Source organism: Microbulbifer agarilyticus (genome assembly GCF_001999945.1).
GTDB classification, from domain to species: Bacteria; Pseudomonadota; Gammaproteobacteria; order Pseudomonadales; family Cellvibrionaceae; genus Microbulbifer; species Microbulbifer agarilyticus_A.
Genome location: NZ_CP019650.1, coordinates 1,709,144 through 1,722,441 on the forward strand (window position 1 = coordinate 1,709,144; position 13,298 = coordinate 1,722,441).

Genomic DNA, 13,298 nt, shown 5'->3' on the forward strand with positions numbered 1-13,298 from the left:
CGGCCGATATCGGCTGCCCCAAATGCAAATGAGCTATGACTACAGGTATACGGACCATGCGTAATAGATCGCCACTTCTGTCCCGCTTTATTTCGGTCGCCATTCTGGTGCCGCTGTTGACCCTTTGCGCGGCGTTTAGCCAGGCGGAAGAAGCTAAGGTCTTCTCGGTGGATGGATTTTCCGCCATTGCCCTGAAGGGAGGTTCTAACCTTAAAGTGACACAGGGCCCAGAGTTCTCTGTAACAGCCTATGGCGAGCAAAAAGACCTCGAATATGCCAAGGCTGAGGTCAAGGGTGATACCCTGTCGCTTTCCGTTGAACCGGACCGCAAAAGCCTGTTTGGAGTGGTCACCGTCAGCAGTGAGCCGAATGTCGAGTTCCGTGTGACCTTGCCCGAACTGTCTGCAATACGCGTGACCGGGTCCGGTGAGGCGCTGGCAGACACCCTGGAGAGCGCTGATCTGGATTTGCGCGTCACCGGTTCTGGATTGATTCGCGTGGAAAAGGTCGCTGCGGAATCACTGAACGCAGGCGTTACCGGCTCAGGCGATGTGATCCTCGGCACTATTCTCGCGGTAGCGGGGCAGGCAGGGGTGACGGGTTCTGGCGACGTGCGTATGGACAATTTCATCGGCGAAAGCCTGAACGCCCAGATCAAAGGGTCTGGCGATGTGGTAATCGGCGGCAAAGTAGCCAGCGTGAATATTACGGTAATGGGGTCTGGTGACTTCATGGGGCGCCAGTTACAGGCCACCAGAGCTGGTGGCGCGGTAATGGGGTCCGGTGACATCGTATTGAAGCGCCCTGCCAGCGAGTCCTTCTCGGTAATGGGCTCCGGGGATATCGCCCTGGTAGATTGACCCTAGCTATCCGCTAAAAAACGGAGTTTTAGTGAGTTCAGATCAGGATGGCCGCGCAGGACGAAGTCGCCTGCGCGGTTTGAAGAAGCAACTGCGCCAGCTGGGTAAAGAGGCGCTTGATAAATCCCACTGGGCCGCCGAGCGTCTGCTCGACAAGCGCCTCTGCATCGGTATCACTGGTCTCAGTGGCGCCGGCAAGTCCACCCTAATCACCAGCCTTATCTATCAATTGAGCAACCCCGATCGGGCGCAGCTGCCTGGCTTTGCGCCGGCGCTGAACGGCCGCTTATTGGGGGCTGAGCTGCACCCCGCGGTTGACGCTGGGTTACCCCTGTTTGAATACGAGCGCTGCCTCGGCGCGCTGACGGCAACACCGCCGCGCTGGCCGGATTCCACACGCGATCTTTCTGCGCTGGAGTTGCATCTGCACCTGCAGGGGCGTCGGTTTGGGCGAAACTACCGGCAGCGGCTGATTCTCGAGTTCCGTGACTACCCCGGGGAGTGGCTCATGGATCTCCCGCTGTTGCGCATGGATTTTGCCACTTGGTGCCGTCACCAGCGCGATTTGCTGGTTGGACAGGCGCGCCGCAATCTTGCGCCGGAGCTGATGGCGCGCCTAGAGCAGCTGGACCCCGCAGACCGTATGGATCCAGCTGAGCTGGATAGCCTGTGGCAGAACTATCGTCAGTTTCTGCGCGACTGCCGCGGTAGCGCCCGCTTGAGTTATCTGCAGCCGGGGCGGGCACTGCTCGACAATGAGGAGTATGGCTTTTTCCCGCTGCCGACCCTCGGTCACCAAAGTGCCGCTGAACTGGACGAGTTGCCCGAGGACAGTGTGTATCGGGTGCTGGAAGCGCGCTATCGCGCTTACGTCGAGCAGAGTGTCGCGCCCTTCCTAGAGAGCCATTTCCGGCATCTGGACCGCCAGTTGGTGCTCGTAGACCTGATTGGCACCCTGTTTGCTGGCGAGGAAGCGCTCGAGGATATGCGCCTGGCGTTTGGGCACATTGCCGATACCTTCCGGTACGGAAACAGCGGGCTGTTGCGCAAGCTGTGGCGTCCGCGTATCGATCGACTGGTGTTTGCCGCGACCAAGGTAGACCAGGTACTCGCGGCTGACCACGACGCGCTTCGCCAATTGTTGGGCCAGCAATTGCAGCAGGTGTTCTCCGGGGCGCGTCACCGCGGCTTACCGCTTTATTGTGAGGCGATTGCCGCCGTCCGCTGTTCCACGGAACAGGTGAGGAGCGGTCGCCGCTTGTTGGTAGGGCACGGAATGGATGGCGACTATCTCGGGTTTGAAAATGCCGAGATACTCGCCCACCTGCCGCAGGAAAACGGGTGGAAACATTACAAGGGTGGGCTCCCGCCCCAGTTGCGTCCGCCGGTGGGAATTGCGCGGGAAGGCTATCTGCCACATATCCGCCTTGATGCACTGTTGAATTTATTGTTGGGAGACAAGGTGTAATGGACTCTGCGGATAACAAAGCGGAGCGTGGGGCTGCTTCCGCGCGTCCAGGTCAGGAGCCGCGCCGGCAAACTCGTATTGAGAACCTGGAAGCGGAAGAGAGTACGGTGCATGACCGCGCGAGTACGCGTGTCGAATCTCTTTCGGAAGAGGCCGATCAGCTACCGCGTTCGATCACCACGGGCGAGTCCCTGCCCAATACCATCTCATTTTCAGAACTGCGTCTTCCGGTGTTTCGTCTGCGCTTGTGGAAGCCGGCGCTGGCTGCGGCGTTGGCGCTGACTTTTGGTGCGATTTTTTGGGAGCTGCGTCAGTTCTTTTACTGGGCGGCAGACATGCACTGGGGCTTCGGCCTGCTGGCCGGGGTGATCATTGGCGCCCTGGTGCTTACCATGGTCAGTGCCGTGTGGGAGTACTTTCGCGCTGGACGGCCCTTGCGCAAGCTGCAGAAAACGCAGGAATTGGCGGCAGAGGTGCGCGACAGCCGTGCCACTGATGCGGTCGAGCCTCTCAACCACCAGTTGCGCGAGCTATTCGAAGGGAAGCCGCAGGGAGCGCTACTGGCCCGTGTGCAGGAAGAGGCACCGGATTATTACGACAACAGTGAGTTGCTGCGTCATCTGGAGCTCAATTTTTTTGAAGCGCTGGATCAGGAAGCCCTGCGGCGGATTGTTCGGCACGCGACCACCACCGGGGCCCTGGTAGGACTGAGCCCGTTTACCACCTTGGATGTGTTGGTGGCATTGCGGCAATCCATGCGCATGATCGACGATGTGGCGCAGATATACGGTGTGCGCCCGTCGGTCGTGGTCCGCTGGCGTTTGTTCAAGAAAATCCTCGCCCTGGTTGCTTACAGTGGTGCCAGCGAATACGCAGTGAGCGAGCTGTGGCCCGAACTGGTAGGCGATAGCATGTTGAGTACGGTTTCTGCGCGTCTTGGGCAGGGCATGGGTGCCAGCCTGTTTATGGCCCGTATCGGTCTCGCTGCTGTGCATAGCTGCCGCCCGATTCCTTTCTCGGAGAAGCAGCGCCCCCGCTTGGGTGCACTGACGCGGCGCATTGCTGCGAGCCTCAAAGAGCGTTTATTGGGGCGTGAACAGGTCAACTGGCCAGAGGCGCAGATGAAGGCTGAGGAAGTGGAAGAGCGTGTTGCTCGAGAGGGGAATAGAGGGGGTCGAAAGCGGGGGAGCTGAAACGTCACGCTCCCCCGATGGCTCGCTTTGCGGGCTTTCTGTGCAGATTACTGAAACTGTTTTTTCATCAGTATTCTGGTGTGGTGCTGATCCATCAACGTTGCGAGGGTCTCGTAACGATCCTTGATGAATGGCAGCGGGTTGTTTACGCCGGTTTCATCCGGGAATTCCACGCCTTCGCGCACCAATTGCAGCTCTTTCGCCAGCGCATCGATCGCAGTAAAGATTTCCCTGGTGTTTTTCTCATCGTGAAATACAGAGGTGCTCGCCGTATCGTTCAGGTAGGAGTCGCATTCCGATAGCCACTCCGAGCGCTGCTTCAGGAAATTGATGGTATTGCGAATACCGCCTTTGTATTCCAGATTGAAGTTTTCGTTTACATACTTCCCAAGGCTGCGCATACCGTAGTCGACAAATTGATCCACCAATCCGTCGCAATAACTTTGCGTCAAATAAGACGGGTGGGTTTTGGCGGTTGCGTTGCCGGAGGCCAGCAATATACTCACGGCCATCGCGCCGCACAGAGCCATGTACTTGCGCAGTTTGGAAACAGCGAAAGTGGCTTTCTGGGAGGTTTCACTCGGGTGTGTTGTTGCGAAATCTGACGTTTTCATTTTTAAGTGCCTTGCTGTTGTTTTCGCTATCAGGCTTGTTATTGTGATAAACATCACATAAGTATCTAAACGACAGTGCTATGTCAACGGCTTTTAAGTTCCGATAGTCAGTTATGTGCAGATTGCGGAACCAGTCGGCATTTTCAACGGAAAATTTGTTGTGGTAGAGGCTGTTTTTTCGGCAAAAGGAGCAGATTTTGTCTGAGTTTGATTTCGACCTTTTCGTGATTGGAGCGGGTTCCGGCGGCGTGCGCGCGGCAAGAATGGCCGCGGCAACCGGAATGCGCGTGGCGGTTGTGGAAGACCGCTACATGGGCGGTACCTGCGTCAATGTGGGCTGTGTACCCAAGAAGCTCTTTGTCTACGCAAGCAGCTACAGCGAGACGTTTGAGGACGCTACAGCCTTTGGTTGGCAGGGACAGGGTGGGGCGCAGTTCGCCTGGCCTACGCTCCGCGATAACAATGCCAAGGAAATCACCCGTCTTAATGGCATCTACCGCAAGTTACTCGGTAACGCCGGCGTCACCGTTATTGATGGTCGCGGCAAGCTCACTGGTCGTCAGCAGGTAACGGTCGGTGATACTCAATACTCCGCCGAGCGCATACTGGTTGCTACCGGTGGCTGGCCCTACGTACCGGAATTCCCCGGCAGTGAACATGTAATCACTTCCAACGAAGTGTTCTCGCTGGAGGTGTTTCCGAAGCGGGTACTGGTGGTCGGTGGGGGTTATATCGCGGTGGAATTTGCCGGGATTTTCGCCGGGCTCGGGGCGGAAACCCATTTGTCCTATCGCCGCGATCTGTTTTTGCGTGGGTTTGATAATGACATACGCCATTTTGTCCGCGATGAAATCGAGAAGAAATCGGTGCAGTTGCACTTCCATCATCAGGTCAGCTCAATAGAGAAGGCGCCCGATGGCAGTTTGCGTGTCCAGGATAGTGACGGAAACGTGCTTGAGGTGGATGCGGTGCTGTATGCCACCGGGCGCAAGCCGAATACCCGGGGTCTTGGGCTGGAAGAGCTGGGTGTGGTGCTGCAAAAAGATGGCACTATCGGGATTGATGATAATTTCCGCAGCAGTGTGACCTCGATCTATGCATTGGGTGATGTCACCGGCGGCCCCGAGCTAACCCCGGTAGCGCTGGCTGAAGCTATGGCGTTAGTGAAGCATTGGCAAACGGGAAAGACCGCGGAGATCGATTACAACAACATCCCCACGGCCGTTTTTTGCCAGCCGAACATCGGCACTGTGGGGCTTAGTGAAGAAGAGGCACGTCAGGCTGGGATCTCGGTTGCGATATATCGCTCGGACTTTCGTGCTATGCGGCACTCGGTGAGTGGTCGAGACGAGCGCACCTTGATGAAGCTGGTTGTTGATACCAGCAATGACCGCGTGATTGGCGCCCATATGGTGGGCCCGGATGCCGGTGAAATCATTCAGGGTATTGCGGTTGCAATGAAGGCCGGTGCGACTAAGTCTGTATTTGATCAGACCATCGGTATCCACCCGACTGCGGCGGAAGAGTTTGTTACCATGCGCACGCCGGTTGCAGAATAGTCGGCGCTTTTGCTCGCGGATTCGCGCGTAAATAAAAAGAGCGGGGAAGCATTGCTTCCCCGCTCTTTTTAATTTGGCCTCTTTGATTTATCCAGATTATTCGTGCAAATCAAAAAAAAGTTTATTCGCTTTCGCTGTCAAGGACTGCGGTCTGGTAGCGACGGGATTTGCGACGGCCGCCGCGCTCTTTCAGGCAGCGCTCGGCAGAATCGAACGCTCCGTTAACGGCGCGATGAATAGAGTCGCTTTCGTTGGAGATTGTGACCGGATTTCCGCTCACGGCTAGCTCAACGGAAGCTTTGTATTGCTTGCCTTTGTGCTTGTGTTGATGGGGAGCTTCGAGGACCACACGGCTTCGTATGATGTCGCCACAATAACGTTCCAGCTTGTTTAGCTTTTTGGAAACGGTATCCGCAAGAGATGCAGATTTATCGATGTCGCGGAATACAATGTTATCGTAAGGCGCTGATTTCATGGGCACATACCTCCGGTTATAAAGGGTCCATGCAGGCCGCGAAGTGCGGTTTGCTGAAAGAAGGTAGGGCGCCCAGTAGGGAGAGTGTGACAGGCTTGAAAATCGAATCACCAGAGGTCGCGAGTTAACGGCTGCCATCGCAGCCAAATAAGGTTTTGCGCTCGGGCCGGTTTTCAATCCGGTCGGGATCAACTCCCTGTAGTCATAATGCGATTCTGAGAAAAAAAATCAAGCACTCCAATCAAGAAAGTGTCATAAAAAATTGTTAGTACTTTTGGAACTTTTTGGCAAAGGCTCGACAGGTCAGATAAACCGTGAATTGCAGCACACGTCACTCAAAGCCCAGTAATCTTGTTGGCATGGTCATTGCTGAGAAAAATCGAGTGGGGTAAATTGGCGTTCGCGCAGGAGGATTGGTGCGCACAGGTATTCTCAAGGTGCTGGGGTACGTCTCAATGTGGAGGTTCCTGCCGGTGTAGAATACCGAATCTCAGTTTGCCCTGGTCTCCATAGGCTCTTTGGCGAGTTTTAGAGGCTTTCGGCGCATCCGAGGCATCTGGGCGAGGGGGTACCTGCTCGGGTGGATTCAAGAAGTACAAAATCAAACAATGGATTCTGACAATGGTGGTAAACCGTGGCCGCTCGCTGCTTTTCGCGGGCTTGTTGGGGGTAGTCGGCTGGAGTGTTGAGCTGCAGGCAGCGTCGTCGCTGACCGTGGAGCAGAACAGGCTTGCTCGAATGGAGCAGGTGCAGGAAAACCGACTGGTTGAGCTGGAAGATATTGAGAACGAAATTGTTTCCTATGAGTACAAGCTAGAACGTGCTCAGAATTCGCTCAGCGAGGCGCGGAAAAACTATCAGCAGTCGCTGGTAGCGGTAAAGACCGCCGAGCGGGAACATAAGGGTGCAGCGAGCACCGATACCGCACGCGCACTGAAAAAAGCCAAGCACACACTCAATATGGCGGAGCGTGGCGTTGATAGCCGCAATCGTCGTGTTGAATTTATCCAGTCCAATTACGGTGAGTTGGCGACCCGTCTGGCCGACGCGCGTGAATCCGTCGCCGGCGGCAAGTCACGTCTGGAAGCGCAGCAGACTCTGGTGGACTCTCTGGTCAAAGAGATGCTGAACGAGGCCAAGACTGCGAAAGCCAAGGTGGCAGCCAAGAAGTCGGCCCCCAAGCCAGAGGTGGCACCGGCGGTGGTGATCTCTGCGCCAAAGGTTCCTGAGCCGACGCTGGCAGCTGCCGGCGATATGACGAATGCAGCGGCCGATTCGGCCGCCTCCGGCGAGGCAGCCCCGTCTGGTGAGGTCACCGCGGCAGCTGGCGCCCGCGAGGTTGACCCGGAGATGGTGGAATATGTGCGCGGTGAGCGCGCTCGCCTGGAAAAGCTGCTGAGCCAGCTCGGAGAGGGCGAAAGCGGAAAGCATACGTTCCGCAATTTGACCCTGAAGCCCAAGGGAGAGGATTCCGTGGAATTTGAATTCCTGGGGCAGGATCAGTATCGGGTGATTGTGCCGGTAACCGCAGGTCGCCAGACCTACAAGGTCAACTCCTGGAAATTCCGTCGTACCATCCCCGCGGATGACAATGGCGAGCGTTATGTGTTTGTCTTCGACGCACGTCGCCTGTCGCGCCCGCGACTGGTGATGTACCCAGAGTACCTGCTGCCAAAGCTTGACTAGCTAGTCTCCAGCAGATTTCGCTGCTAAAAGCCCGCCTTGTGTTGTGCAAGGCGGGCTTTTTTGTGCCCGGGGAATCAGTACCTATCCCCGGGTGCGGACTCGCCAGCGAGGGGTAGCGTTAGCAGGGGCTGGTATTGACTGCCACCAGGCGCAAGCAGGCTGTGATACAGCGTGATGTTGTTCAGGTGGCAGATAAAGTCTGTGGGCACCGGGGAGAGGCTGGAAAAGCCCCCGGGGCTGCGAGCCAAAGTAAAGTGTGGACGGAAGGTCTTTTTTTCCGGCGTTTTGCCAATCGCGCGCATTAGTGCCTGGCAAGCCTGGTGTAGGTCAAGCAGGCGCTGCGAGGGCAACAATTCAGCGGCAAACAATCGTGCGCGAGGCTTGGGGAAGGGGTGTGTACTGACAATTCGGCCATCGAGTGGCGCTGTGTATTGGGCGATGTCTTTCAGCCGAACCTCAATGGTGTCCAAGTGGGCCGGCTCTGTCTCCCCAAGAAACGCTAGTGTTAGGTGGCGATTGGTGTGGTTGATCCAGCGCAGCTTTCGCGGCATTCCCTGTTGCTCTCTGGCGGTGCAAATACTATCTAAAAAGCGCTGGGTATTTTTATCCGGTGCAATACCAATAAACAGGCGCAATGGTTCTTCGCTCTGCCTTCCGTCCCGCATCTTGTCTTGGGGTGCGCTATTTTTCATAAATTTTTTTATTTTTATCCTTGAAGCTCTTTGCTTCGGCCCAATATCTATTCTCAGGAGGCAGGCTCGACAGAGGTGTCTCCCTAAGCTGCCGCAGCCAAGTATGAAGCTTTGTTTCATTCGTTGGTAGCAGTGGTGCTAAACAAACGCTTGGTACAGCTCTCACGCGTAGAGCAATGGTACGGGCACATTCTATAAATATTGCTCTGAATTGAGGATATGACAATGCGTAATTTAGATCTTTCCCCTCTTTATCGTTCCGCTATCGGTTTTGATCGTATGGCCAGCCTGCTGGACTCCATGACGGCAACCGAGCAGAACCAACCCGCATACCCCCCATACAATATTGAGTTGACCGGGGAGGATGCTTACCGAATTTCCATGGCCGTTGCTGGTTTCGATCAGTCTGAACTTGATATACAAGTTGAGCAAAATCGCCTGACCGTTAGCGGTAAAAAGCCAGCAGATGAAAGTCAGCGCAACTTCCTGCACCGCGGTATAGCGGCGCGCAATTTTGAACGACGCTTCCAGTTGGCGGATCATGTGCGTGTGGTTGATGCGCAGCTTGCCAATGGCTTGCTTCACATCGAGCTGGTGCGAGAAATCCCTGAAGCCATGAAGCCGCGCAAGGTAGAAATTTCTACCGGCACTTTACTGCAGTCTAAAACCGCGGAGCAAAAGGCCGGGGTAGAAAGTACGGCAATTGATGTCGACGGCAAGCGCGAGCAGGCAGCCTGACGCGGTCCCGCTTTGGCTTTGCTTTATAAACTGATCTGCGTAAATCGGCTTGTATAAAGTGACCGAGTCCGAAGTTAATCAATCCCAGCAAGAATCTATTGAGTCTTGCCCCCTGTGCCGCCATCGGGCGGCACAGCCATTTCTGTACCACCAGGATAAGCAGCGTGCATACTACCAGTGTGGCGAGTGTGCGCTGGTGTACGTCCCTCGTCGTTACCACTTATCGGCTGCGGAAGAAAAAACCTATTACGACCTGCATGAAAATCATTTGCAGGATCCCGGCTATGAAAAATTCTTGAGTCGTTGTGCGGATCCGTTGCTGGCCAGGTTGCCGGCAGGAGCGCATGGATTGGATTTTGGGTGTGGCCCCGCACCGTTACTGGCCAATATGCTGCAGCGGAGCGGGCACCCGACCGCAACGTACGACCTTTACTACCGCCCGGATATTTCTGTGCTGGAGCAATCTTACGATTTTGTTGTTAGCACCGAAGTGGTTGAACACTTGAGCGAGCCGGGGAATGTTATTGCTTCCTTGTGGCAGCGTCTGAATCGCGGCGGTGTGCTGGCGCTGATGACCAAGCTGGTGGCTTCACCAGAGCGGTTTGCCAGCTGGCACTATATTCGCGATCCAACACATATCGTCTTTTTTAGTGCGCCCACCTTTTCGTGGCTGGCGCGCAAGCTCAATGCGGAGCTTGAGATTGTCGGCGCCGATGTTATTTTTTTGCAGCGACGCGACTGACTCAGGTGTTTACCCGAAATAGTTTTGCACGCACGGTAGTGCGATATTCACTGGGTGTCGTAGAGAGAAACTTCTTGAACAGGGCAGTGAAGTGCCCCATATCCTGATAGCCCACCTTTTCTGCAATTTCGTTCACCGATAAATTGCTCGATTGCAGCAGCTCACGCGCCATATCAATTCGAACGTTCTGCAGGTATTGCAGTGGCGTTTGCCCAGTGGCCAGTTTGAAGCGGCGATTGAAAGAGCGCACGCTCATGTCGAAATGTTTGGCCACTTCGCTGAGCTTTACATCGTCGCTGCAGTGCTGTTTTAGCCAGGTCTGGGCCTGCACAATCTCTTCGTCTGGATGCAGATGTACCGCGCCTTCCGAGTAGGCAATCTCTTCAAATGGTCTGCGAATCTCGTGCGAAAAATTGCGCTCGACATGGCTGGCAATGGATGGGCCGAACAGCTGGCGAATCAGGTGCACGGTGACGTCAGCGAGTGCGTTCACGCTGGCGGCGCAGAACAGTCGGTCCGCCTGAGTAATAAAATACTGTCGCTTTAGCTTCACTCTCGGGTAGTCCGAAGCAAAGCGATCAAAATAGTGCCAGTGAGTGGTCGCGGGTTTGTCATCCAGTAATCCGGCTTCGGCAAGAAAGCACACGCCGGTGCCCACCGCGCTGATAACCGCACCTTTCGCTGCCTGATCGCGCAGCCACGCCAGTAGCGCGGTATTGCGTTTTAGTGCCGGGCGAGGGTTACGCCAGAGAGCTGGCAGGTAGATGATGTCGCTGTCGGGTACCTGATCAAGGGCCATATCTGGTGCCAGATTGAACCCCGAGCGGGACTTCACCGGCGCGCCATCGGCACTGGTGGTGACCAGTTTCAGTGGCACCGACTCTTTTTCCGCTCTGGCACGGCTCTCGGCACCTCGCAACATCTCCAGCGGCAAAATGGTGCCGGTGGAAAGCATTTGATCAATCAAAACAAAAGTGACGGTGGGCATGGGTAACTCTCAAGTATGACCTTATGCGTGCATTTTCTAGCCCGTTCGCGACAGATGGCGGCAGTCGGGCAAGTTTGCCGTATAGATACCGGTTTGCTGGCCGTTGCTTGGCAGAAAATGCCGCCGTCACACATGGCCAGATGGTCAAAATTGCTGGCCAGTATGCCCATAACGAGGCCGAATCACCAGCCCCTAAACTGGCGCCCATCCGAATTTGCCGGGTAATTTCGTTTCGCATTTCCATACTAGGCTGGAGGTCAGGATGCAGCGCCTACCTGTTATCACTGCGTTTGGGGGATTCAATCCTGCGGGTCGCAGCTCGTTTCACCGCGGCTACAAGCGCATGGTGCTGGACAGCCTCGCCTCTGAAGAGCGAACCGATGTCCTGTCTGATCTCGCTGCCCTGATGGGGCTGCGCACCGGTGACGATGCTCAGGGGCCGTTGAGTGCCGAGTTGGAGCAGCAGGTGTTGCAGGGCACGTTGGTGCGGGAGCTGGAGTCGCGCTTCTACGACTATCGCCAGTGCCATTTCCACCAGCCGGCCGCACTTTCAAATGCAGGCGGTTTTACCTTTGAAATGTCCGCGCGCCAGCTGCCGAACCCGCTGCCGGCCGATTGGCAGGTAGAACCGCTGGATAGCGGTCGTGTGCGGGTACACGCCGGCGCACTGTCGGTCATGCTTGATAGCCACCGCGAAATTTCTGTTGCTTCTGCAGGCCAGTTGCCAACGGGCTTTGAGCCCGGCCAGGAGTACAACTCCCGATTCCACCCGCGCGGCCTGCAGTTGGCGATTCTCGGCGCATCTGACGCGGTGCAGTCCCTGGGTATTGATTGGGACACAGTCGCGGCGAAGGCGGGCCCGGACAAGATCTCTGTGTATGCCAGTTCTGCCATGAGCCAGTTGGACCCCAATGGCAATGGCGGCCTGTTGCAGTCGCGACTGCGCGGTGGCCGGGTGAGCTCGAAACAGTTGGCGCTGGGTCTCACCAGCATGCCCGCAGACTTTGTAAACGCCTATGTCCTCGGCAGTGTGGGTACGACTGGGGCCGTTGCCGGCGCCTGCGCCACATACCTCTACAATCTGCGCGCTGCAGTGGAAGATATTCGCTGTGGCCGTGCGCGTGTCGCTGTGGTCGGTGCCGCAGAGGCGCCGCTGGTGCCGGAGGTGGTAGATGGTTATACCACCATGGGTGCGCTCGCGAATCTGGATGGACTGCGCAAAATCTTCGATGGCGACATCGACTTCCGGCGTGCCAGTCGCCCGTTTGGCAATAACTGCGGCTTTACCCTGGGAGAGGGGAGTCAGTGGGCAGTACTGATGGACGACGAGCTCGCGCTCGAGCTAGGTGCGCCGATTCATGGCGCAGTGGCCAATGTGTTCGTGAATGCGGATGGGGCCAAAAAGTCCATCTCTGCACCGGGCCCCGGCAATTACCTCACCGTTGCCCGGGCAATGGCCGAAGCGCGCGCCATTCTCGGTGAAGACAGCCTGCGCAACCGCAGCTTTGTTCAGGCTCACGGTTCCAGTACGCCGCAGAACCGAGTGACGGAGTCTGCCATCTTTGATCGTCTCGCCGGCGCCTTTGGTATTGAGGCGTGGCCGGTATGCGCGGTGAAAGCCTTTGTGGGGCACACCGTCGCGGCGGCCAGTGGTGATCAGTTGAGTACCAGCCTGGGCATGTTCCGCCGCGGTATTTTGCCGGGTATTACCACCATCGACCGTGTGGCCGATGATGTGCATCACGAAAATCTCTCATTGTCGCTGGAGCATGTGGAGCGCGATCCACAATCCCTGGATGTGGCCTTCCTCAACTCGAAAGGGTTTGGTGGTAACAATGCGACGGCCAGTGTGCTGGCGCCCCATATTACCGAGAGCATGCTGGCCAAGCGCCACGGTAACGCCGCGTTTACCGCATACCAGAAGCGCAATGAGGCTGTGACCGAGCAGGCCGCGTCATACGATGCGCGCGCCAGTCGCGGCGATCTGGACGCGATCTACCGATTCGGTGAGGGGCTGATTGATGAGTCGGCCATCGAGCTGGATGCTTTCAGTCTCAAATTGCCGGATGGTGCTGGCGCTATTTCACTGGAGTCAGAAAACCCCTTCGCCGATATGGTATGACTTATGTCCGTCGCTCATCCGCCTGTGCGATGAGCCGGTCGCCGGCGGCTCCATGTGTCGCCGGTATCCTTCCCTTGCTGCGCGGTGATCCTGTTTCCGCGCGCTTTACCCGCTATGCTTCGGGGCGCAGATATCGGTTGTCTGCGTGTTGCCTGTTCTTG

General features: G+C 56.5%; 12 protein-coding genes. 8 read left to right on the plus strand and 4 right to left on the minus strand.

Going from position 1 to position 13,298, the window contains the following annotated elements:
- The first annotated feature begins 56 nt into the window (after window positions 1-56).
- The 3 genes from Mag101_RS06785 to Mag101_RS06795 are packed head-to-tail and all read left to right on the plus strand — an operon-like array spanning window position 57 to window position 3,521.
- A complete protein-coding gene (locus Mag101_RS06785; protein ID WP_077402574.1) occupies window positions 57-860 on the plus strand; it encodes a GIN domain-containing protein in 804 nt (267 codons plus the stop codon).
- Window positions 861-891: 31 nt separating this feature from the next.
- On the plus strand, window positions 892-2,328 hold the full coding sequence (locus Mag101_RS06790; protein WP_077402578.1) for a YcjX family protein: 1,437 nt from the start codon (window positions 892-894) through the stop codon (window positions 2,326-2,328).
- Complete coding sequence (locus tag Mag101_RS06795; protein ID WP_077402581.1) at window positions 2,328-3,521, plus strand: TIGR01620 family protein; 1,194 nt, start codon at window positions 2,328-2,330, stop codon at window positions 3,519-3,521. Before Mag101_RS06790 ends, Mag101_RS06795 begins: the two co-directional genes overlap by 1 nt.
- A gap of 47 nt (window positions 3,522-3,568) precedes the next feature.
- Here the strand turns inward: Mag101_RS06795 and Mag101_RS06800 are convergent, their stop codons facing one another.
- Entirely contained in the window at window positions 3,569-4,135 is a 567-nt protein-coding gene (locus Mag101_RS06800; protein WP_077402584.1) for a hypothetical protein, read from the minus strand.
- Window positions 4,136-4,332: 197 nt separating this feature from the next.
- Between Mag101_RS06800 and gorA the strand changes: the two genes are divergently transcribed.
- A complete protein-coding gene (gene gorA / locus Mag101_RS06805; protein ID WP_077402587.1) occupies window positions 4,333-5,694 on the plus strand; it encodes a glutathione-disulfide reductase in 1,362 nt (453 codons plus the stop codon).
- Window positions 5,695-5,815: 121 nt separating this feature from the next.
- On the opposite strand, the gene Mag101_RS06810 is transcribed toward gorA, so the two are convergent.
- The gene (locus Mag101_RS06810; protein WP_077402590.1) at window positions 5,816-6,169 is read right to left on the minus strand and encodes an HPF/RaiA family ribosome-associated protein; all 354 of its coding nucleotides are present in this window, start codon (window positions 6,167-6,169) and stop codon (window positions 5,816-5,818) included.
- Between the two features lie 621 nt (window positions 6,170-6,790).
- On the opposite strand from Mag101_RS06810, the gene Mag101_RS06815 reads away from it, so the two are divergent.
- Window positions 6,791-7,855, plus strand: coding sequence for a hypothetical protein (locus tag Mag101_RS06815; RefSeq protein WP_077402593.1), 1,065 nt, complete (start codon window positions 6,791-6,793; stop codon window positions 7,853-7,855).
- A 74-nt stretch (window positions 7,856-7,929) separates the two neighbouring features.
- Here Mag101_RS06815 and thpR read toward each other — a convergent pair whose 3' ends face one another.
- Complete coding sequence (thpR, locus tag Mag101_RS06820; protein WP_198040119.1) at window positions 7,930-8,547, minus strand: RNA 2',3'-cyclic phosphodiesterase; 618 nt, start codon at window positions 8,545-8,547, stop codon at window positions 7,930-7,932.
- A 225-nt stretch (window positions 8,548-8,772) separates the two neighbouring features.
- On the opposite strand from thpR, the gene Mag101_RS06825 reads away from it, so the two are divergent.
- A complete protein-coding gene (locus Mag101_RS06825; protein WP_077402599.1) occupies window positions 8,773-9,285 on the plus strand; it encodes an Hsp20 family protein in 513 nt (170 codons plus the stop codon).
- Between the two features lie 58 nt (window positions 9,286-9,343).
- On the plus strand, window positions 9,344-10,027 hold the full coding sequence (locus tag Mag101_RS06830; RefSeq protein WP_077402604.1) for a class I SAM-dependent methyltransferase: 684 nt from the start codon (window positions 9,344-9,346) through the stop codon (window positions 10,025-10,027).
- A 1-nt stretch (window position 10,028) separates the two neighbouring features.
- Here Mag101_RS06830 and Mag101_RS06835 read toward each other — a convergent pair whose 3' ends face one another.
- On the minus strand, window positions 10,029-11,015 hold the full coding sequence (locus Mag101_RS06835) for a GlxA family transcriptional regulator (protein ID WP_077402607.1): 987 nt from the start codon (window positions 11,013-11,015) through the stop codon (window positions 10,029-10,031).
- Window positions 11,016-11,277: 262 nt separating this feature from the next.
- Here Mag101_RS06835 and Mag101_RS06840 point away from each other — a divergent pair, with 262 nt between their 5' ends.
- Window positions 11,278-13,137, plus strand: coding sequence for a beta-ketoacyl synthase N-terminal-like domain-containing protein (locus Mag101_RS06840; RefSeq protein ID WP_077402610.1), 1,860 nt, complete (start codon window positions 11,278-11,280; stop codon window positions 13,135-13,137).
- Window positions 13,138-13,298 lie beyond the last annotated feature (161 nt).

Bases quoted from the DNA above. Each gene is read 5' to 3' on its own strand.
- Mag101_RS06785 (WP_077402574.1), top strand. From the start codon at position 57: ATGCGTAATAGATCGCCACTTCTGTCCCGCTTTATTTCGGTCGCCATT.
- Mag101_RS06795 (WP_077402581.1), top strand. From the start codon at position 2,328: ATGGACTCTGCGGATAACAAAGCGGAGCGTGGGGCTGCTTCCGCGCGT.
- Mag101_RS06800 (WP_077402584.1), bottom strand. From the start codon at position 4,135: ATGAAAACGTCAGATTTCGCAACAACACACCCGAGTGAAACCTCCCAG.
- Mag101_RS06810 (WP_077402590.1), bottom strand. From the start codon at position 6,169: ATGAAATCAGCGCCTTACGATAACATTGTATTCCGCGACATCGATAAA.
- Mag101_RS06815 (WP_077402593.1), top strand. From the start codon at position 6,791: ATGGTGGTAAACCGTGGCCGCTCGCTGCTTTTCGCGGGCTTGTTGGGG.
- thpR (WP_198040119.1), bottom strand. From the start codon at position 8,547: ATGAAAAATAGCGCACCCCAAGACAAGATGCGGGACGGAAGGCAGAGC.
- Mag101_RS06825 (WP_077402599.1), top strand. From the start codon at position 8,773: ATGCGTAATTTAGATCTTTCCCCTCTTTATCGTTCCGCTATCGGTTTT.
- Mag101_RS06835 (WP_077402607.1), bottom strand. From the start codon at position 11,015: ATGCCCACCGTCACTTTTGTTTTGATTGATCAAATGCTTTCCACCGGC.
- Mag101_RS06840 (WP_077402610.1), top strand. From the start codon at position 11,278: ATGCAGCGCCTACCTGTTATCACTGCGTTTGGGGGATTCAATCCTGCG.